The organism is Vreelandella piezotolerans, assembly GCF_012427705.1.
In the GTDB taxonomy this organism is placed as follows: domain Bacteria; phylum Pseudomonadota; class Gammaproteobacteria; order Pseudomonadales; family Halomonadaceae; genus Vreelandella; species Vreelandella piezotolerans.
The window spans coordinates 1,199,878-1,221,085 of sequence record NZ_CP048602.1 but is presented as its reverse complement, the minus strand read 5'-3'; the positions used below and the strand labels follow the sequence as shown (position 1 = coordinate 1,221,085).

General features: G+C 57.3%; 12 protein-coding genes. 1 reads left to right on the top strand and 11 read right to left on the bottom strand.

Annotation, left to right across the window (positions count from 1 at the left end; all coding sequences use genetic code 11):
• Positions 1 to 28: 28 nt before the first annotated feature.
• The 10 genes from GYM47_RS05640 to GYM47_RS05595 all read right to left on the bottom strand — a co-directional run bounded on the left by GYM47_RS05640 (position 29) and on the right by GYM47_RS05595 (position 17,677).
• Positions 29 to 1,483, bottom strand: coding sequence for a hypothetical protein (locus GYM47_RS05640; protein WP_153842365.1), 1,455 nt, complete (start codon positions 1,481 to 1,483; stop codon positions 29 to 31).
• Positions 1,484 to 1,497: 14 nt separating this feature from the next.
• Positions 1,498 to 5,277: a helicase-related protein gene (locus GYM47_RS05635; protein WP_153842364.1), complete on the bottom strand. Its 3,780-nt coding sequence runs from the start codon at positions 5,275 to 5,277 to the stop codon at positions 1,498 to 1,500.
• Positions 5,278 to 5,292: 15 nt separating this feature from the next.
• Positions 5,293 to 6,993 (bottom strand): DUF262 domain-containing protein, encoded by a 1,701-nt coding sequence (locus tag GYM47_RS05630; protein WP_153842363.1) that lies wholly within the window; start codon positions 6,991 to 6,993, stop codon positions 5,293 to 5,295.
• 31 nt (positions 6,994 to 7,024) lie between these two features.
• Positions 7,025 to 7,708, bottom strand: a complete 684-nt coding sequence (locus tag GYM47_RS05625; RefSeq protein ID WP_153842362.1) for an RNA ligase family protein — start codon at positions 7,706 to 7,708, stop codon at positions 7,025 to 7,027.
• Complete coding sequence (locus GYM47_RS05620; RefSeq protein WP_196781581.1) at positions 7,701 to 8,228, bottom strand: hypothetical protein; 528 nt, start codon at positions 8,226 to 8,228, stop codon at positions 7,701 to 7,703. The genes GYM47_RS05625 and GYM47_RS05620 overlap by 8 nt, the downstream gene beginning before the upstream one ends.
• 8 nt (positions 8,229 to 8,236) lie before the next feature.
• The gene (locus GYM47_RS05615; protein ID WP_153842360.1) at positions 8,237 to 9,631 is read right to left on the bottom strand and encodes a DUF3696 domain-containing protein; all 1,395 of its coding nucleotides are present in this window, start codon (positions 9,629 to 9,631) and stop codon (positions 8,237 to 8,239) included.
• A gap of 12 nt (positions 9,632 to 9,643) precedes the next feature.
• A complete protein-coding gene (locus GYM47_RS05610) occupies positions 9,644 to 12,796 on the bottom strand; it encodes a DUF1156 domain-containing protein (protein WP_196781580.1) in 3,153 nt (1,050 codons plus the stop codon).
• Between the two features lie 80 nt (positions 12,797 to 12,876).
• Entirely contained in the window at positions 12,877 to 13,509 is a 633-nt protein-coding gene (locus GYM47_RS05605; protein ID WP_168444438.1) for a DUF7680 family protein, read from the bottom strand.
• A gap of 9 nt (positions 13,510 to 13,518) precedes the next feature.
• Positions 13,519 to 16,785: a DUF499 domain-containing protein gene (locus GYM47_RS05600; RefSeq protein ID WP_168444437.1), complete on the bottom strand. Its 3,267-nt coding sequence runs from the start codon at positions 16,783 to 16,785 to the stop codon at positions 13,519 to 13,521.
• A 229-nt stretch (positions 16,786 to 17,014) separates the two neighbouring features.
• On the bottom strand, positions 17,015 to 17,677 hold the full coding sequence (locus GYM47_RS05595; protein ID WP_153842356.1) for an SH3 domain-containing protein: 663 nt from the start codon (positions 17,675 to 17,677) through the stop codon (positions 17,015 to 17,017).
• 204 nt (positions 17,678 to 17,881) lie between these two features.
• On the opposite strand from GYM47_RS05595, the gene GYM47_RS05590 reads away from it, so the two are divergent.
• Entirely contained in the window at positions 17,882 to 19,159 is a 1,278-nt protein-coding gene (locus GYM47_RS05590) for a hypothetical protein (protein WP_153842355.1), read from the top strand.
• Positions 19,160 to 19,971: 812 nt separating this feature from the next.
• Here the strand turns inward: GYM47_RS05590 and GYM47_RS05585 are convergent.
• Positions 19,972 to 21,117 carry a YagK/YfjJ domain-containing protein gene (locus GYM47_RS05585; RefSeq protein WP_168444436.1) on the bottom strand — a complete coding sequence of 382 codons (1,146 nt, stop codon included), beginning with the start codon at positions 21,115 to 21,117 and terminating at the stop codon, positions 19,972 to 19,974.
• Between the last annotated feature and the right edge of the window lie 91 nt (positions 21,118 to 21,208).

The window sequence follows — 21,208 nt, the reverse complement described above, 5'->3', positions numbered from 1 at the left end:
TTCCCTTATATTTTTAGTCGCCTGCTGACTATACCGGCTCAACTAACGCTTTCACCAAAACTCTTTCACGACCATAGAGTTTTTGCACGACCTGATCACGTACCACTCTGACTTTCGTTACCCCCGGCTGATGCCCGCTAACCATTTCATGTCGGGTGCGGTTGTAGGTGATGATTTCTCCCTCAAGCCCAGACAGTTCCAAGCGTCGCATGCGGCATAGCTGACGCAGGACTGTGGAAAGCTCCACGAAGCCACCAAGCCCCTTGCGCAGTGAAGCGGTCACCACAGGATCATGAACGAACTCCTCGATCAGTGGCAGCAGATTGGTTCGCACATTGTCCAGCGGGCGCCGGGCGCTTTCACCTTCCAGCAACAGCTGGCCGATCAGCATGTCCTCATCGGACTTTAGCGATTTTTCCTTCTTAGCGTTGGAGGCTCGCTTAGTGCCCCCTGAGGTCCACCACTCCGCCACTTCGGAATCCAACTCGTGATGGCCCTCGAAGTGGCGCCGCAGGTCATTGCCCATACTGGTACGAGTGGCATACATCACCTTCATGGCATCGAGCATGGCCATGTCAGTCTGCCCCTGGCGTGCAAGTACGAGACACGCCTCGCGCAAGCAGGAGAGCACCCGGGGCTTGACGGCGGAGTGACCACGCAGATATGTCCATAAACGAGTTCCCAGATGCGCCTTCAGGGTAGCCAGAGGCGCATAGGTAGCCGACTCCAGCGCATAGGAGAACCGAAGCTGTACCACGCGCAGCAGCAGTTCGAAGAGCAGGTCACCAACTTCATTTGCGAGTGCTTCTTCCTTGGCTCCAGTCACTTTGCGCATGGCCGCCTTAACGACACGGGAGATGGCTTCCCCTGGGTTTGCCTCAAGCGCCCAGAAGTGGTCTTGAGCTACTTCCTTCCAGGCCTCGAGCACCCGCTTGACTCTTCTCAGCCGTGCATCCGGTGCCTCGATCTGCAGGCCATCAAAGCCCTGAGCCAGGCTGTTCAATATCGCCAGATAGTCATCAGAATGATCCCTTAGAATGATCAGAAGTGCCTTCCTGGCATTCTCGGCGGCATCCAGGGCGAAGGCCTCACGAATGACGTAGTCACTCAACCAGGCAGGGCTGAGCTCTCCCAAGTTGGCTAATGCCAAGGCAGCATAGGCCTTCTCGTCACCATCCTGTAGCACTGCCAGTGAAGCCGGTGGTTCCGTCATGAAGTGCTGAAAACCTTCAAACACCTCGCCGCTTCGGCCTCGCGCTACGGCAGCAAGGCGTCCCAGCACCGAGGCCAACAACAGCCTCTCCTCAGCACTATTCAACTCACAAAGCGCCTGAGCGCGCTGTACAATCAAGGAAAGGCGGTCACCATGGATGAATTCCTGCACATGGCGAGCCGCCATAACGGCAGTCAGCTGGTCGTCCAGCTCACGAAGACTCTGGGCTTCACTGATATCAGCAACTTCATCCTGTAACGTCTCGCTCACATCCCCTCCCCTGCTCATCTCGACAAGAGCTGTTTTGCGCCGTCATCTAAACGCCTAGCCACATCATGGCTAGTCCGACTGTCTCTTTTCATATCCCCAAGCTGCCTGAATATGACATCTCTAGCTGCACTTAACAGCAGAGGATCCGCATCGACTGTTAGCCCATCTTTCTTTTGCAACACTGGCCACAGAAGCTTATCCTTCAACGCCAGCATTCCACTGCGATCCGGCGCATCAAACTTCAGATGCACTCGTTGTCCATGTCGGTTGTTGACATCAGATCGGAACCGATCAATCTCAGCAATCTGGTTATTAGCTGTCTCGGGGTTGGGTTTTAACTTCAGCTCGGCAAGGCTGGCGGATACGGTATCCAGCATGACCTTCTGCTGACGCCCAATCCGGTCATCTTGTCGTTTCGCTAACGGGAGGGAGCGCTCTACCAGCTCAATATCAGATTCTTCACCAATTTTAACGCCAAAGGCTTCCTCGAAGGTTTTCAGGTCATAGTCAGCTACGCGCACGGATCCCAGTGGTTTGCGCGACTGCCATGCGGCTTGCACCGCTTCCAGCGGTTGCAGCATGTAATCCAGCAGCTTCTCAAAGACAGGGTCGCCATAGGTCGCAAAGTGCAGTCTGCGATGATCAGACTCTCCAAGGCCATGCTCATAGAGCTCCCGAGAGGTCGTCAGCAACACTTCCTTAGGTAACCCGGGGACGTCGACCACCCGGTAAGCATCCCCATGCTTGAAGCTTTCGATGCCGCCTCCCAGAGCCCTGAGATACTGACTCTCGCTAATGGCCCGCCAGATATCCTCCAGAGTCGCCGGCATCGGCTCTGCACGACGCTGGGCCTCGAGATGTTCATAAGCCGCCTTCTGCTCTTCCGCCTTGAACTCAGTGAGCTGTTGTCGCTCCTTGATGCGCTCCGCATGCCGCTGGGCTCGGCGAATCAGCTCCTCTTCGTCGATCTTGCCTTCCTCACCTTCTGCCTTGGCGTAATCCTCGAAATCCTCTGGCTGGATGGGAAGAAGCGAGAATTGCAGCTCGCCGGATACAGTAAGTGCCTCACGGAAACGCCTGACCAAGCGCGAGTACACCACCTCTTCCACGCTATCCTGATAGAGGTAGTTAAGCACGTGGATGTGCTCGTGATGCTGGCCGATACGATCGATGCGGCCGATGCGCTGCTCCAGCATCATCGGGTTCCAGGGTAAATCGAAGTTGATCAGCAGGTCAGCGCTCTGCAGGTTCAAACCTTCTGCTGCCGCATCTGTACATAACAGGATGTCGATTTTGCCAGCGACGAAACGTTGCTTGATCGTCGTGCGATCAAGCCTTTCAGGATGGTATTCACCAGCACGGCGCAGGGTACCACCAGCTCCGGAGAAGGTACCGATTGGACACCCAGGGAGTAGCCGCCTCAACTCATCATGAAGGTAGTTCATGGTGTCGGCGTAACGTGTAAACAGTACCAACTGCCGTACACGGTCGGTGCCATTGGTTCGTCGCTTTTCGATGTCCTTCAGTAACTGCTGCATCTTAGACGGCGTCGTCGGGAGCCGGTCCATTGTGGAAATCAAACGGGCTACAGCGCCCTGCTCCCACGTCAGATCACTTTCGGTGCGATGCTTGAGGATCAACCCTTCGACCTCTTCATCACCTAGCTCTTCCAACTCTTCCCGATCGGCATCATTATTGGTGAGCTGCTGAGCCTTGTGATCCAGGGTTTGCTGAATTTTTACCAGGCGCCTCTCGAGAGAACATCGCAGTGCATGGAAAGAGGACGAATAACGGAGGCGCAGGAAGCTGAGGTAGAAACCGATAGCCGCTCTCTGTTGACCCTCTTCCATGTTGGCGGCCATATGGCTGGCCAGTTCGGCACAGTAAGCCTGTAGCTCGTCATAGACCTCACGCTCCACCCCAGCCAGGGGGATGATACCCGGGTGGACTTCTCTCCATGCCAGGTTGGCATTCAGCAGACCTTCCCGCTGATAAGCGCGCAGCAGCGAGCGGGTGTGGCGAAGCATGCTGCGGCCCAGCGGTGCCAGCAGGCTCAGCGCCGGTTGCACCTCATCCCAGCCAAAGATGGGCTCAACCCAGCGCTCGACAAAGTCATCCAAACCGCTCTTACCAAAGGTAGAGAGCACATGCTCATGCACGAACTGCCACTGCTCGGGCGATGACGCACGGACATTGTTCAGGTAGCGGCGTAGCCACTCGCTTTCGTAGTCCGCCATGGGATCGTTGTTCAGCAGCTTGTCCCGGACCCGGTAGAAGATCTCGCATAGGTCTTCGGAGAACTGTACGGCGCCTGCAGAGGGCATCAGCTTAAGCAGATCAAAGGCCTCGACCCGATTGAGCTGCATCGGTGTCGCCGTAGCCAGCAGCAGGGTCCGTGACTTGCCATACAGCGAGCTCTGCAGCTCCTGATAGAGCTTATTGAAGCGAGGCATGGTGGTCTGGTTATCGGGCGTCTGGCGCCTGGCCTTGTGGGCCTCATCCACCAGCACCAGATCCGTCTCTGGCAAGCTCGACAGCAATCGGCCTCCATGGCGGTTGATAACCAAACCAGTAGAGACGATCTCCAGCGGGGCATCGAACATCTGTCCATCGCCCTGGATGGGCTCGCCGCTGAGCATGTCAAGACGCTCCCAGCGCCCCTTGCGAGACGTGCGCCTCACGAAGGGCAGGAAGAACTTCTCGGCCATCTCAACCAGCCACTGCGAGGTCAACGAGGCCGGGGCAAACACCCGTATTGAGCTGGCACGGCCACTGAGCCAAAGGGAACGAAAAGCCAGACCCGCCTCAATGGTTTTGCCAAGACCCACCTCATCACAGAGCAGATGATTGCGCGGATAGGTGTCCAACAAGCGGCTGGCCACGAAGCGCTGATGAGGCCAGGGCTCGATAGGCGTGGTCTCAATCCCAATTCGCTCGCCACCAGGGAGCAATGGCGCCAGGCGGATCAAAGCAAAACTAAGGCGCTCGGACAGGCTGGGCTTTAGCTCGTCTTTCTCACGGACTTGGTGTGGACTCCGCGACATGGGCGTGCCATCGATCTCAAACAGCCCACTGGTGCGACTGGCGATTTTTACCAACTCGGCCTTGACCGCCTCGGGTAGGGAGAACGTCTTGATGGCAGGATGCTTCCCCTCCCAGAGAGCGAGAAAACTGCGATGCTTTTGTGCGAAGAGCTTGCGATTCCACTCTTCCCACGAGGGCTGGACGGTAATGTTTTCGGCATTGATGGCAAGCGCCGTTCGGGATTCGTTCAACGAGCCCGAAATGAATAGCTCATCTTGGCCATCGCCAATGATCGCCCACTTCTCATGCAGGTAACCATCCTGGGCAAAGTCCATGGGTTGTGGGGTACCATCCTGAGCATGTACACGCAGACCCACCCGAATGGTCAGATGGCCATTAGCCACCATCCACGCCAACAGTTCGACGCCATGGCGTAATGCGGTGGGCCATTGCTGGGAAGACTCGAGCTCAGCCAGCATCACTTGACTCGCACGCTGCTCATCGCCTTGCAGAATCGCGGCGGCATCTTCGGGGTCGAGCTGCATGCCTACCACGAAGCGCGCCACACCACTGTTCTCGACAAAACGTGAAAACCCTTGTGATGCCGCTGCAAGCGAAGAGGACGTGAAATAGCCGGCGACACGGTCATAGCGGGTCGCCCGCCTTAGCGCCGGGATATAGAAGTCATGCAGCACATCGACCAGCTTACCATCCTCACGAATATCGGAAGTGGCATAGCTCGGCTCCCAAGAAAAGTCACGTAATGTCATGCCCACCTCCAATCATTAAACCTCAACGAGCTCGAGTCCCTTCAAGCTCCAATTGCTCGCCAAAACCTTAAGTATGTCCTTCTGTCGCTCCTGAACTTCTTTTGGCGTCCAGTTTTCATGGTTCAAAACTTGAGTAGTGCATGCATAGGGAGAAACTCCTTTATCGGTTTTGAAATAAACCTCTTTCTTTTTCTTGAAGTCATGATTGGAAGCCTGAGGATTCTTCTTCCTGGAAAGAAGCACCAGGTTACCAAGCCGATGCGTCCATTTCACACGCTCTTCTTCTGACCAGTCTTTGTTCCATACCGATTCATTTTTAGGATTTTGTGGCAGCACATGCTCAATTGTCGTGACGCTATGCTCATAATCCACGCCCTCGCCAGATAAGAATGAATCCAGGCGAAGCATCACATAGCTTTTTATCGGACCTGCATACCAGTAAATATCACCGTTAAGGTACTTGAGAACCTCAAGCTGAGTCTCCTCAGCAATGTCCAGCGCGGATCCAGCCTGAAGCAGATCCTCTCGGGCCTCTATCGCTGCAAGCACTCTGGAGTATCGCTTTATTCGAGAGTTGACATAGCTGCCACGAATAAGGATTGCTGCCGCCAAGCGCTCCAGCTTTTCCAAGTGTGAAAGCAATATCTTGGGATCACTTTCAAATATCCTTACCAGCTCCATAGCAACTGGCACCCAGTCCGAGTTATTTAGCCGCCCTAACCAAGTCAGCAACTGGTTTATCTTTTTCTCTTCTTCGGTCCCTCCATCTTGATAGCATTGGTGGCTGATTATAGTCAGCGCTTCGCTATAAGGAAGAAGAGTATCATTAACTACACTCTTCGGATCACACCCCTTAACAACCTCTCGCCTAAACTCCTCTACGGTAGATCTTCTAGCTTTGGACTTTGCTTTAATCATTCTCACATATGGGAATAGTGAATTGAATGAATCGCGACCCAGTCGCTCCTCCATCTCTTCCCACATCTCATTGTAGCCTGTTCTTTCTTCCGAATTTTCTATCTTGCTTATTATTTCCGCTTTCAGAAGGTCGCATGCTTGAAGGTCAAGGCCTCGGTCATTCATAACTGAAAAGATACGATATGCAGTTTCGATTCCTTGAGTTGTCACAAAAACAACCACACATCTGGCAACAACAAAGCGACCGAACTCTAATATTTCCTTTGAGCTCACGCCCTCAAGCCGGGTCAAAAAAAACCTTGCGTTCTTGTAAATATTAAACTGAGAATCCTTCAAACTGGATTCCTTGACAGACCTTATCCCTTCGATACCACCTGGATCTTGAATAAATTTTTTAAAGAAATCTCTGTCATTCTTCCTGAGGTAAAGCTTAGGCTGCGGAGGTATATTCAACGACACATCAGAAGGGGCAATATACTTTTCAAACGCACCTTCTCCTTCTGCACCACGCAGGCAATGAGAAATAACAGAGAGCAAGATAGTCAAAGTGGTGAGTCGCTGCTGCCCATCAACAACATCAAAAGTAAAATTATCTCCAGGGCTTTTGGCAACAACTATACTACCAAGAAAGTAATCATCAGACTCTTCTTCTTTTTGAAAACCAATCAGATCTCCCAATAGCTCATCGCACTGATCAACACCCCAAGAATAAGGCCTTTGATACTCAGGAATATTGAATTTATTCTCCTTAGAGAATATTTCGTGAACTTTTTTATCTTGACCTGTTATCGAATTCATCCCTGCGTACTCTTCGTCCAAATGTCAAAATCTAGTTCACCGCCAGCTCATTCCATTCCAATGCCCTTGACCGCCAGTGTTCCTCGATTTGTTGCACAAAATCAGGGTGAACAAGCTTGGCGCGGCGTTCGCACCACTGCGGCCCATCCTGGCGAATCACGAGGCCTTCCAGCCTGCCATCTCGGTAGGTGCTACGGCCGGTAAGTACCAGGCCTTCCAGCTCCTTGACGGTGAAACGCCCTCGATTGAGTAGCGGCACCACGGAAAGCCCCAGTTGGCTGGCCAGCACATTGCGCCTTGCCTGATTCCAAAAGCGCTGGGCCTGTCGGTCGTAAACATCGAAAACCAGGAACCAATCCGGCAAGGCGGCATAATCCAGCGAGTGGCGCGCAGCGCACCACTCGCCGAAGAGAATGACGTGTTCGAGTAAATGTTCCTGGAACACCGCGAGGTGCTGCATCAGCCACTGGTTAAGGCGCGAGAACTGGCCACGGTAAGGCGCCTCAAGGTAAGCCCCACGGTTCTGTGTGCGCAGCTGACCTTCTTCTCCCCAGGAAATGCCAAGGTTGGCACCGTCGAGCTTCTCCTCAATCAGCACCTCGCCGGCCAACATCGCCTCGACCTCTGGAGGATCGAGCAGCTTGTCGTCGCGGGGCTCCCCCTCGCCGAGCCAGGCAAGGTGCGGTGTATGGGGAAAGCGGAAGAACTCACTCATCCTGCGGTAGCTCCGGAACAGGACCGTCGAACTTACCGCGGTAAAAGCGCTTCACATCCACTGGGCACACAAAGCGGAAGCGAACCCCTGCCTCGGCAAGCTGCGGCCACCAGCTCAACCATTTGCAGTCGGCGGCCTGAAGCACGTGTGGATTGCCATCATCAGCCGCCGCCACAGCGATAAACTTGCGATCCGGTGGATCGAACACCTTTTGGAGTTCGTGATTGGGGAACTCCTCGAACCAGTCCGCTGCCGATTCGGTCACCGACACCTGGGCGACATGCTTTGGATTGGCCTGACGCTGCAGCAGCCACTTGAGAAAGGCGTCGCCGGGCTCGGGCTGGCCCTTGTTTGGATCCAGCTTGTGCAGGTACTCCTCGAGCAGCCTCCAGCTATCATCGATGACCACGACGCCGCGACGGCGGATCTCGTCAATGGCCTCGATACAGGCAATGATGCATTCCTCTGAAACGCCCTCATGATCATCATTCGCCACCAGCAGCACGTTGGTATCGACCACGGCTCGCCTCATGTACCTGCCCCCTGTGCCTTCCTGACCTTGCGCTTGCGCGCCGCCGCCAGCGCCCTCTGGGTGATGTCCTCCATGTCATCACCGAAGAAATCGTCTGGCCAGTTCTCGATATCGCCGTACTCGTTGAGTAGTAGCGGCTCGAGGTGGGCGCCATGACGATTGCGCGTCACGAAGTAGATCGCTACTTCATCGGGTGTCACCCCGCCTTCGGCGATGCGTCGCTGCAGACGATTTAGGAAGTGCTCGGAGTGGCTCTCGATGATCAGTTGGGTATTGCGATGTTCGCCATCCTCTCGTGCTTGGATCGCGCTGATGAAGGCATCCGCCAGATTGGCTTGAACGCGCGGGTGGAGATGGATTTCCGGCTGTTCCATCCATAGTACCGAGTTCGGCGGGGCATAGAAGGCCTGAACCAGGGCCGGCAGGATCTGCGAGACGCCAAACCCCACATCGGTCAGCTTTACCTCGGGGGCGCCAGTATGGGTCTGGATCAGCACCTCGTACTCTTTACGTCCCTCCGCGATGGGCTCGACCTTGAACTCGTGGATGATACCCAAGTTCTTGAGCCAACCGGCGATGAAGGCATCGAAGGGCTGATACTTCTGCTTGGGCCCACGATTCAGCTTCCTACCTTGCTGGGTGGCCGCCAGGAGCGCCGGTATGGTCAGCTCGCCTTCCGCTCCGACATCGGGCGGGGTATCACCCGACCAGGGATAGACACGCTTGGGGGGACTGCGGAGCGGGCCGAGGTGGTAGAAGTTCTCCAGCAGCTGCTCGGTCTCCAGCACGAAGTCGGTCAGGAAGTGCGCATTCTGGTAGCGCGACAGCGTCTTGTCCGAGAAACGGTAGAATTTCTCCGGCGATTCGACACCCCAGTTTCGGCCTTGGGCATGCACCAGGCGCAGCGGCTCGCACTTGAGGAAAGGCTTTCCATCACGGCGCCCATGCCGAACCTTGAGCACCTCATCATCGCCCCTGTGCAGAGTGTAGGAGAACTGCCGCGTCTCGGGTTGCTGCGTCTTGCTGGCCGCGATCTCCGCCGCAAGCGTTAGCTCATCGCCACAAAAAGTCTGGTCAGGATTGAGGATGTCGCTCAGCTCAAGAAGCTCCCGACTCTTCCAGCTCAGCGAGAAGCCCAGCGTCTGGTTCAGGTCGTGGTCGTATAGGCAATCCTCGAAGGTGCCCAGATCGATCAGCGAGTTGTCGTCGCCCAGATGCAGAGAGCGCTTGCGATCGGTCAGCAGCGCTGTCTGCTTCAGAGCCATCAACAGATGGCCCAGGCTCGACTTGCCTGAGCTGTTAGTGCCGAAGATCACCGTAAGCGGTGCCAGGCGCATGGGACCGGTATCACGCCAGGCCTTGAAGTTCTGCAGTCGCAGCTCAGTGAGCATGGGCCTGTCTCCTTACAGCTCGTAGTCGATCAGCTGGGCTTCGCGCTTGAGCTCGTCGTCGCGGCACTCCTTGGCCCATACCTTGAGCAGGCCGCGCAGGGCGTCGCTGTCGCGCTTGCCATGCTGGGTCAGGAAGTTACGCGCTGCCACGATGCCGCCGTCGCGGTAGGTGACGATCAGACCACCCAGCACATCCCACAGGGTCTGCGGATTCTCCAGACGCGCAGCGGCACGCTCTTCCGGCTTGAGCAAGCGCAGCTTGTTACCCTTGATGGCCAGAGGCGCGGCGCGCTCGTCCTCACCGACGTTGGCATAGGCCACCATATCGTCGCTGACGCGGTAGTTGCCGTTACGGTTCTGCAGGCGGAAGTTGAGCGAGCGGCTCATCTGCAGAGCATCGTCGAAGGCGAAGTCGCCCAGACCATTGATGCCGAGCGCGATCACCGCCAGGCGGGATTCGGCATCCAGGTCGTCGACGGTGACCAGGCCACCGGAGAGGCGGCTGACCTCCTCCTCAGCCACCACGCGGGCGGCTTCCTGCATGGCGCGGGTGGGTGGTACCTCTTCGTCGCCATCTTGAACCGGCCAGTGGGCGGAATAGACGCGCAGGGCGCGGCCCCAGGAGGCAATCATGCGGTCGACGGGGTTAAGCTTGAGGCGCTCGAACTCGACCAGACCCTCACGCACCGCGGCTTCCAGCTTGCCCTTGACCTCATAGGCCCAGCTGGAGGGCTCGCGATCACGGCGGTCTGCCGGGCGGCAGGCGATAAAGATGGTGGAGGCGGCCGAGGCCATATTCATCTGGTGGGTTGAGTAGCCGCTTTCAGACTCGACTGGCATACAGGCTGTGATATCCCAACCGGACTGAATAAGCGCATTGGTGAGGGTTTCCCAAGCATCAGAGCTCTTGTGGGTAAACATCAGCGTCATGATGCCGTCCGGCTTGAGCACCCGCTTGCTCTCGGCAAAGATGCCCTGCATCAGCTCCTCATAGCGAGCCTTGGCGCTCTTGGCTGAGCCGTCGCGAGCCGGATTGGCGACGGCTTCCAACGCCTTGTCAGTCACTTCCTGATCGAACCAACCTGGATACAGATCCCCGAGCGTTTTCTTTTGCCAGACGTAATAGAAGTCAGAGAGCTCGCTGTACTGGACGTTGTCGTAGTAAGGTGGGTCCATCACCACAGCATCGACACTTTCATCAGCGACATCGGACATATCTGTCGCTGAGCCTTGAATCTGTAAAACTTCACCTTCCTTGATCCCGAGCGCCCCCCGCTCTTTCACCAAGGCTGCTATCCCCTTATATGCATCAGCCGCTTGAGAAAGCCCCCATTTTAACCCTGATGATGGGCCAGCATAGACCATCTCACCGAAAGTCCACTTTAAAGAAAAGTCATGCCGACCAAAACCTCCTTTAATGACACCTCGGGTATACTCCCAGCGCGTCTGCCGACTGTTATAATCCACAATTTTGTCAATCGCGAACTGAAGATAGGTAATCAGTGCCCGCCCCTTATCTTCCCCAAATTCTGAGAGAATTTCAGGTTTCGCCTCCTGCAGTGCCTCCATCACACTAAGATGGCCTAACAGTTGACGCGGGGTAAACAGGTCTGCCCAGGTTGGCATGCCATAGTTGACCGGGCGCATATCGTTACCTTGAGGAAAAGGCTCATTTGGCATAAGCCCCTTCATCTCAAACTCAAGGCGACCCTCCTCCAGCTCCTGCTCTGCCGCATGCAGCGCTTCCAAATCTTTCTGATTCGCCGCACGGAAGTAGCGTACCTTGCCTGTCTTGATCTCTCCCTTCCGCTCACCTGAGGCGAAGCGCTGCACTTTGCCATGTTTGTCTAGATTGGGCTCGATGCGGATGCCGACCACGCAGTACAGCACGTCCTTCCATTTCCCCAGCTCTGACTCGCCACGGGCCTGACGTTTGATTTCATCCCCCGAGATCGCCTGATGGCAGTGCACGCACTGGCCCACGCCGCGGGTTACGGTGCCGGCATCCAGGTCTTCTCCGTTGGGGCCGCGATTGCCGCTGGTCACCTCGAAGGGCTCGAAGCGCACTGTCCTGTCGGGCTGAGGCTTGACTGCCACTCCCCACTTGTCACCCACCTTGGAAAGCCATAGGGAGTTAAGTAGAGGTGCATCGCCCGAACAGTGGGGGCAGGTCACCTGACGACAATAAAGATATGACGCATCCCGATTAACTGCTTCAGGATGTGACAGATCGATTTCGGCATCGCAGCTAGGAAAAAAAGGCCTCATCCTTGCGTCGAGAGTAGACTCAAGACGCTCTCCCCAGTGCTGAATATCCTTCAGCAATTCAGAGCCAAAACGAGCTGGATAATCGAGAGTGGCCTTGAGGATCACGCTGGCAACAGGGTTAAGCTCGTTGGCGATGACCTTATGACCTAGTCGGAGTGCTTCGAAAGGAATGGAACCACCACCCGAGGTAGGATCCAGGATCACCTTGGGATCTTTGGTAAGCGGTGCCGCATTCTGGTACGCACGGTCATAGCCATAAAGGTTGGGCACCCTCACTCCAGCCTGTTTGGCAAGCTCCATTAGCTCCTTGAACCAAGCTGGGTCGCCCATTTCTTCATGAACATGGAGCCATTCACCCTGCTGTGGCAAATAAGGAAAGTCCTGAACTAGCTGTTGCCATTTCTGTATAGCCTCTTCCTCTGCAAGCTCAGGTGTCTTGTTGAGCATCTCCCCAATTAAGGCCTGCTGCTCATAACGTGCTTCCTGCTCTTTGATCAAGGCACGGTGAATGACGCCATCCACTTCCAGTATCGCTTGACCATCCTGCACAGTGACGCGATCACGAAGCTTAGCTTCATTCAGCACCCAACCAACACCACCCACTTCGGCTACTTGCAGTCGAATACCAAGGCCTTTAACAAACTCCTCGGAGTCGGCATCAGCAGGCAGCAGAGACGCCAGGATGGCCGCACGACTAGGCGTCAGGGGCCGCCGGGCCCACCAGACGTGCAGGTAGTAGAGCGGCGGCAGTGCCGAGCTGGCACCGCGCTCACGCTGGGTCTCCGCCCCCACCTGGTGGCAGGGAAAGCCGGCTTCGATCAGGCGCTGGTCGTTGCTGAAATCCATGGTGCTGCTTCCTTGTAAAGTGACAGCCAGGCGGCGGGCCTGGCTGATCATGCATTCTTGGCGCTGCCGTTCTTGACACGGCTAAGCTGCCATTTCCGGCCCGCTCTGCGAGCCACGTCGATTCCTATCCCTCAGCCACGAGCGCGCACTTTCTCCAGGATACGCGGCACGCGCTTGTCACCGGCCTCGCCGCAAAGCAGCATGCGTAATCCACTGGTGGCCCAGCTGCGCAACGCCGGGTCGGCGGTCGTCACGTTGGCCAGCCAGTAGACGGCCTCCTCCCGGGAGAACATCGCGACCCGGCGTCCGATCAGCTCGATGCGGTCGACGTCCTTCACCTTGGTTTGCAGGCGGAAGAACAGCGCCAGTCGTGCACCGGCAGCTTCATCCAGAGGGAAGTTGATATCGGTCTGCTTGAGCCCCTGGGCGGACATGAAACGCTCCAGGCCCAGCGGGATACCCTGCTCGTCATTTACCTCTTCCAGGATGCGCTTGAGGACCGGCAGGCAGGCACGCACGCTCTCGCCGTGTAGGGTGCCGCGCTCCACGTGCTTGGCCCTGGGATTGGTCAGCCCTTCGGTATCGTCACGGTCTTCCGGTGCAATGCGCTCCTTGACAACCAGCACCGGGGGCGGCAGATCCTTGTGGCGCGTCAGGCGCAGCACATAGGGCGAGCGCCTGGCCAGCTTGGCCAACTGCGCTTCATCGGCCTGTGAGCTCTTGCGGCGCCCGCGGGGCGCCGTCTTGGTGGCGGTGGTGGCCATCGGTCGTGTTTATCCTTCCAGTTGCTCGAGCATCTTGGTGAACTTGCAGTTCTGATCCAGCTCACCGAGGGTCAGGCGAACCTGATGCTGTTCAGTAGTAAAGCGTAAACGGCTGTTCAGGGCCGCGAACAGGGAGCGGCTTTCGACCAGGCCACCAACCGTGGTAGGACCCATGGCCAGCTGGAAACGGCCTTTGTCGGGGGTTTCCGCCTGAATCTGCAGCATCTGAACTTCAGTGGTGGACTGACTTAGTACGGTACCCGCCAGCAGGTTAAAGAGCTGCTTGACCTTGTCGGGTGTGCGCAGCAGGAATGCGCGGTTCTCGACCTTGGGCTTGCTGATCCAGCCCCGCGCCTGTGCCGTCTGGTAGGGCACCACGATGCCGCCCGTCACGCCGCCAACGGGTACAGTATCCCCTGTCATCGCCTGTTCGGGGTCGGCGTCACCCTCCTCGTTGAACGCTTCCTGCGGATAGGCCGCCAGTTGCCGCTGAGCGAAGAGATTCTCCAGCTGCTGCTGGTAGACGTGTGGGTCGACCTTGTCATGCTCCTGCTCGATGATCTGCGGCAGTTGGCTGAGGTCGACCTGATCACGGCTCTGGATGGTCTGCTCGATCCAGGCTGCGACGGTATTGGGGTCGCGTACGATGCTCTCCAGCCAGCCCAGCTGCTTGGCGTGCTCCTTGGTGCAGAGAATCCAGCCTTCGCCATCCTTCCCCAGGGGCTCCACCGTCAACGGCGGCGGGTTGTCCTTGTGATAGAGGGCATCGGGCTTGTGGGCCTTCTTATCGGGCATGTGGCCCAGACACCAACTGCTGCGTTTGGCGCCTTCTACCAGCACGTTGGCCAGCAGCGCTGGACGTTGCAGTATCGGCCAGTTACGGCGCGTGGCGAAGCGCTCCACGAGGTCACTGACATTGACCTGCTTTTGGTTCTCGAAGAACAGCTTGCCGAGCAGCGTCGCCGCTTCTGCGGTGGAAGCACGTTCCTCGGTGATCAGCTCGCCTTCCTCGGCTAGCTGCTTGAGGATGGCATCTTCCAGGTGCAGGCCGCTGGAGCCACCTGCGGTGGGACCGGCACCACGCTTGCCCAGATCGCGCACCACCACACGGCCACCATCACGCCCCGGGTAGATCAGGAAACGATAGGCTTCGTCGATGGCCGTGCGCAGCTCGGCCGGGCTCTTGGCGGCCCGTTCCCTGAACTCCCCTTTTTGAAGCTGGTCATGACTGACACCCCAGTTCTCGGGGTTTTCCTTGAGGCGCTCCACGGAGATGGCCTTGCGCGCCAGGGTAAGGATGTTCTGCCGGGTGCGGTGCTCCTGGTGCGTACGCGCTTCCGTCCAGGTCGAGCCGGCAATATGGGTGGTGCTGGGAGCTAGCAGGAACACCTGGTTCTGGTACTCGCGAACTGCCTCGCCGCGGCGCTCGATAAAGCGCGCCGGATCCAGTGCTTCCACCCCGAAGGCGATGACGCCCAGCTGCGGCTTGCGCGTCTTGTCGGGAATCCCTTCACCATCATCGATATTGGGATGAATATCGAACACGGACGACTGCTTGATCAGGCCCCGAACGACCTGCTCGACACGCGTCATGGCCTCCGGGTAGGCCACGTTGCCCTCGATACGACGCAGGATGTTGTTGAGCGTCGGTACCGTGTCGGCATACAGCCGACCGTTACGCTCGCGGAGGTAGTTCGCCTCACGCTCGATGGTTTCCAGGGCGGAACGCACGGTGGCCGGCTTGATGGCGGGTGAGGCCATCTCATAGACCGCCGAGGTCATGTCGATGCCGAACTTCTCGTCCTGCTGACCACCTCCACGACCGATCAGGCTGTGCAGGAAGACCACGCGCCAAGCCCACTCGTGCACCGGGTAGCCATCGGGATGGGGGTTGGCGGCATCCAGTTCGCCGGCCACGGTACGGCTAGTGGTCTGAGTGCCTGAGGCCTTGCTGATATCGGAGTCGAGCACGGAGACGAAATCGGTGTTGTCCGTCTTGCCCAGCAGCTCACCGCGGATGGTCCCATCCGAGAGATCGATATGGCCGGTCTGGATCAGCGGGATAGCGAGCTTGGCCTCCCAGATCCGCCGCACGGCCCGTGCCAGGGTGCGTAGCAGCCCCCGGGTACCCTGAAAGCTCTCGACCTGGGCCAGCTCCTCGGAGAGGAACTCGATCAGCGTGGGGTGGAAGGGATAGTGCGCTATCAGGCGATCATGCAGCTGTGGGTCGTTGGCTCCGGCCGGCAGATCCGTCCCAGCTTGGCGATAGGTCTCGATGAACGCTGAGGCAACTTCGCTTGCCGCCTCGAGATCGACCGACACGAACAGGCGCTTGGCCATGATGCGCGATAGGTCGCCCTCCTGCACCGGCGTCGTAGCCTCGGAGGTGCGGTTGACGACGTCCAGCACGCTCTTCTGGGCATCGGCCACGATAGCTTCAGCCTGCGCATCGGTGAAACCGTGCGTGCTTTTCAGACTTCCGATTAGCTTGTTGAAGCTCCCGAAGGCATTGGTTGCCGAGGCCAGGCTCAGCACGACTGCGACATTGGGTTTACCGGCAGCGTAGGTGGAGAGCGACATCAGGAAGGCAGCGGACTGCTCGGCACCCACGCCCGGGAAGGCGGCTTCCATCCGCGACAGGTACTGTGCGATCTCATCGATGATGATCAGCGTCGGCCGGTCGCCGAACAGCGTCTCGAAGAACTCATCCGAGGCCGGCGCCGAGGCATCATCAAGGCGCGCCTGAATGGAAGCCTGCTGGTCGGATGAAAGGGTCTGCTGGGCGATCTGCCACCACAGGGTGTTGGGCTTGGGAGCCGCCCCGCCGGCGGTTTCTCTGAGCGTGTCCACGGTGTCGCCGATGATCCCTACCACCTGGACCAGGTTGGGCTCCGGCAGCCGCTCAGGCTCCACGATCCCTGTCATGTGCTCGGCCAGGGGCTGGCCCTGCATGGCCGCATGAGCCAAGGCGATCAGCGTGTGGGTCTTGCCGCCACCGAAGGCGGTATCCAACCGCTGCATCGCTGGCCGGGACAAATCGCCGTTGGTCAACCTGGCCAGGGCGTTATCCAGGATCGTGCATAGGCCCTGGGTCGGGTGTGTGGCATCCCGGAAGAAGGCCACTGGGTCGGAGTAGAGCGAGCTGGCTCCTTCGCGGGCCTCCCCCTTGCGATAGTCGCCCAGTACGCGGCTCAGGCTGGCCGTGAAGATCTCAGGGTTGAAGGTGCCCGCCAGGATCTCGGGTCGTGGCTGGCAGGTGGAAAGGACGTCTCGCATCGGTTGCTCCCTGCAGTGCTGCTTGCTGCCGACCAAGGTGCCCCTCTGATCAGCGACGAGGTTCAAGGCCGGCATAGGGATGCTTCGACGAGGCGTAGACCCCTGGCCAGCTCGCTTATGGGTATTAGGAGGTCATGTTACGCCAGTTGACTAAGATAGGTAAGGGGGATGAGGGCCAGCTTGAGGCCCTCTTGTCATGAATGGCGAGCCCTTCCTCCCCTTGCCCCGGCTACCACAGCTGAACGCTCTCGATGCGGCACGTCACCGAATCGAGTTGAACACGACGGATCTCATCAAACGTATTGAATCTGAAGGATAAATTCATAGAGTTCCAGTCGGAGCTCTGTGAGTACAGCGAGTGGCTGAACCAGTCTGACTCTGAACTACTGCGTCGCCTGCCGTTGATGGCGTGATGGGTAATCTCGGCGTCGCAGGAGACATCCACCCCCAGGGACGACTGCCCACGGTAGTCGGTCGTCAGTTCGTACTCGGCAGTGACGTCGCAGCTCCGGTAGGTGTCGCTGGAGAAGTCTTCGCGACAATCGAGGTTGGTATCGATGATATTCAGGCAGACCTCTGCCCCGGAACGATATTCCGTTTCGCAGCTCGAGCCACCAACACCGGACGCGGAGGTCAAGCGGAAGTACTGGCCGTGAATCCAGCCTTCGCGAGAACGGCTGGTATCCCCTCCCTCGAAGTACATGACCTTCAGCCAGTCCCCCTGCATATCCAGCACGCCAGCAACCGTGCCCATTGGCAAAGAGTCCACTACCTCACCCGATGGTGCTGACCGGACATTCAATGACTGGGCCGTTGTCATCCCGATCGGCATGGCCACCGCCATAGCCACCGGCATCAGCCACAACAACGCAAATAATAGAATTTTTGTCATTCCCCCCCCCTCAGTTCCCTTATGCCCCCACTGGCATGGTATCCCAGAAGCTGCTGCATGGCGGCGTGTGCAGCCGGCCCGATCCTCCGCATCGCTATCATAACAGCTCAGGCAGCGAAGCTGAATTATACTTAACGACTTGGGAATGGGGTAGGTTAGAGAGATCACCCTGTGCGGGGAGAATACTGACTTGGAGGTCACTCAATGGCAGAGAAAGTCATCATCAATATGCCCGACACCCTTTTTCCGTTCATGCCACCGGTATGGGAGCTTGTCGGCTGGCTCGATGATAAGTGCACCGGCATGCACACGCTCCTCCATCGCATGCAGGAAGATGAAAGTCTAAAACTGACACCAGTCCATAGGCAGACTCTCAAGAAGGCCTACCGGAATGGAGTTTCTCCTCGCATTGCCGAGAAGATCGAGAGAAACCTCCATAAAGTGGCGGAACAAAAAAATATGGCTGATCTGCTCAGTCATATTACTCCGAAAGAGCCTATAGTTAGAGATACTAATGGAACCAAGTGGCTGGTGTTCAGCCAAGGACTTCTCGAGGGAATCAACCAGCATCAGCCGATACAGAAGCTCGAACTCCCCCTGACGCTCTCTTTCCTGGAGAAGCGCGCCAAAGCGGAGAGGCAACTGATTCTGACATGCCATCAGGCCAGGAAGATGGAGACCTCGCCTGAAGAGAAACTTACACGAATGCGCAAGGCCATTTGCGAAGTGTTCCGACACCATACTTTGCTCAACTCACAGGAGATCCGAAGCTATAGCACTGCCATGATCGATGCCAGTCGGCCTGGTCAGCAGAGAACGACAGAGCTGGTAGCAGAAGCATTAAAAGTTTTATTTTGCCTCCGGGTGGATTTTTATCATCAGCTCCTTGCCAGCTTCATGACTGACATGCTGAAAATAAAAGAATCACTCAGGATTCCAGACACACTGACAGATGCTCTGGTCAACCACGGTGGCATGGGGCAATTGATGCCATTTCTTGAAGGAGAAAAACTCGTCACGCCGACATATCGGCTGTACGAACTCTGGCTTGGCGCATTCTCGCTAAATAGCGAGAAACCGATGTCGTACCGCACCATGTCACTGCACCTACCGACCCCCTCGATCACACGGACTCGTGTCGGTGATCAGGCAACCTTAGAGGACATTCATAACGCTGCTAATGAGACACGCCGCAGCAGGCTCAAAGAATGGAGAACTGGCACAGCTCCCAAAATAGATCAGTTGATCGCTTTTATCGAATCCTTAACCGGCGAGAGCTATGGCGCCTTCATGCCACTAATAATGACTCATGTTGCAACCGCTTGGACAAATTGGATCGAACAAGAGCTAGCTAACCTTGAAAAGCAATTGCAGGAAGACCCATCCCTTACCGTGCACTTGAATCGAGATTGGCTGTTAGCCAGATTCTCGAGTTATCCGGACTATTGGGCACACGTCAAAGCCCAGGCTCACCAGCGGTGAGCCTGGGACCATAGCACTGAAACGCTACCTCTTACCGCGACTACCACCAGTATTGTGAGCGGCCGCCTTGGCAGCTCGAGCAGCAAAGTCACCCGGTGACACTTTGCCACCACTCGATTTTGCCGTGCTGCTCTGGATACGTGAGGCAGCTGCCTGGGTCATGGGTGTCTTACCTTTCGCCATGGTGATCATCTCCTGTGAGGGTGAACCAGCAGCAGAGCGAGCTCACTGCGCTACTGGTACTGAGATGATCGCTGTGTTGAAGTACTCTTGGGAGGGGAGTCGATGTGGGAAGTTTTTAAGTCCTCGCGGTGATACGTCTCTACCCACCGCCGAAGAAGCGTTGTCCCGGGGGCCTTGGGCATCCGCCGGAATTGTAACCACTCCTCGAGGGTCCGGTGCGGCACACCCACCTCTTCAGCCATCTGAGCCTGAGTGATCTTGCGGATCTTGGCCAGTGCCTTCGCATCCCGGATCAAGCGTCGCTTAGGCTGATCCCGCTCCATCGCATCGAGCCGACGCTGAGCGTCCTCTGGCGCGTCGGCAGCGCTCTGCCAGGGCAATGGGCTACTTGTGTGGCTTGCATTTGGCTGAACGGCGTCTGCGGCGTTCTGATGGGTATCCTGTCGGAAGCGGAACGGGAACATGGCGAACTCCTTATGGTGAAACGAAGAAGGCCTGCTCCCCATCAAGGGGCAGGCCGAGTCTCGTGTGGCGTGAAAACAAACCCGGCGTTGGTCGTCGGCGGGGCGGAATCCCTGACGTTTTCCCGTGATTGCCGGGGCGTGACATAGCATAGGCAGGTAGAGAGGTCAGAAACTGAGCTCGCCGTAACACCAGGTGGCGGGGGGCTGACGTGGACGCCCAGGGCGAGGTCCTGCCGGTACATGGGGCATGGGGCTGGTCTGGAACTTGCGCCCTGTCACCAGCATGGCGGCGTATTCGTCGACCTTGGTCAGGTAGCGAGCAATGTAATCCAACCCGCGCCGCTTCTCAAAGTCGTGATACTCGATGCGTCCCAAGGCGTTGTAGTGGTACACGTTCTCCGCATTGCGATTGCAGTTGAAGTAATGGCCTTGGCCCCCGGTGATCGAGCGCGCCCACAGCTCGCCGATACGCCGGGCCTGGGTAACGTCTTCCTGCACGTGGTGGCCGTGGAAGAAGAACACGAAGTGATAATGGAAGCCTTTCTTGGGCTTCCACTCCAGCTTCCAGGCAAAGCCGAGCAAGTGCTTGAAGAGCGGGTTCGTGTGGAATGCCTGACACAGCTGCTTACGATGGTAGCGTGCTGTCTCGTAGTCGATGGAGGGACCATCATGCTCGCTATAACTTAGATCCACTCTCAGTACCGTCAGGCGGCTATGGCGAGCGAACAGAGCATCCATCAACGCCTGGAGACGCTGGTAGTTGTTGCGGCTATTGCGGCGATTTTTATTGCACTCGTAGACAAAGTCCGGCTGCTTTAGGCATTGGTACCAGGCCGTCAGGCGTTGGTTGAGCTCCATCACGGTCTGCTCGGCTACCTGCCGACTCATGCTGGGAGGCTGATGAAACCCTGCCTCGCGCAGGTACGCACTGCTCGCAAACGCCCACAGAAAACGCAGAGCGTAGGGGCTCGGCCGGTAGTGCTGACCGATATCGGTCTCCTGGAATATCGTCATCAGCACCGTGTAGAGCGTGGTCAGCGTGTCCAGCAGAGCGTCCGGTGCCAGCACCACGATATCGCTGCCGTAGCCATCCGGCAGCATTAAGCGCTGGCTGTCCAGCAAGGTCTCTGTCGTCGCCAATGCCTTGAGTTGGCGATCCACCTCGATCACGTCCTGTCGCCACAGGTGGTGAGACAGCGTGGCGATCTCCTGGCCCAGGGCGGTGGTTTCCAACACGGTAGCGTCCATGCCTTGGCAGATGGCCAGCATGTCGGTCTCGTTCAGGGTGTCGTCGTAAACATCGTCGTACATGGGAAAGCCTCTGTTGATGGTCGTGGAGCGTTTCGCTCGTACCATCGCCGAGGCCTGTAGAAATTTACGTCACCACCGGGCAACGGGTCAG

Bases quoted from the DNA above. Each gene is read 5' to 3' on its own strand.
- GYM47_RS05585 (WP_168444436.1), bottom strand. From the start codon at position 21,117: ATGTACGACGATGTTTACGACGACACCCTGAACGAGACCGACATGCTG.
- GYM47_RS05635 (WP_153842364.1), bottom strand. From the start codon at position 5,277: ATGACATTACGTGACTTTTCTTGGGAGCCGAGCTATGCCACTTCCGAT.
- GYM47_RS05630 (WP_153842363.1), bottom strand. From the start codon at position 6,993: ATGAATTCGATAACAGGTCAAGATAAAAAAGTTCACGAAATATTCTCT.
- GYM47_RS05610 (WP_196781580.1), bottom strand. From the start codon at position 12,796: ATGATCAGCCAGGCCCGCCGCCTGGCTGTCACTTTACAAGGAAGCAGC.
- GYM47_RS05615 (WP_153842360.1), bottom strand. From the start codon at position 9,631: ATGCTCACTGAGCTGCGACTGCAGAACTTCAAGGCCTGGCGTGATACC.
- GYM47_RS05600 (WP_168444437.1), bottom strand. From the start codon at position 16,785: ATGCGAGACGTCCTTTCCACCTGCCAGCCACGACCCGAGATCCTGGCG.
- GYM47_RS05605 (WP_168444438.1), bottom strand. From the start codon at position 13,509: ATGGCCACCACCGCCACCAAGACGGCGCCCCGCGGGCGCCGCAAGAGC.
- GYM47_RS05590 (WP_153842355.1), top strand. From the start codon at position 17,882: ATGGCAGAGAAAGTCATCATCAATATGCCCGACACCCTTTTTCCGTTC.
- GYM47_RS05595 (WP_153842356.1), bottom strand. From the start codon at position 17,677: ATGACAAAAATTCTATTATTTGCGTTGTTGTGGCTGATGCCGGTGGCT.
- GYM47_RS05625 (WP_153842362.1), bottom strand. From the start codon at position 7,708: ATGAGTGAGTTCTTCCGCTTTCCCCATACACCGCACCTTGCCTGGCTC.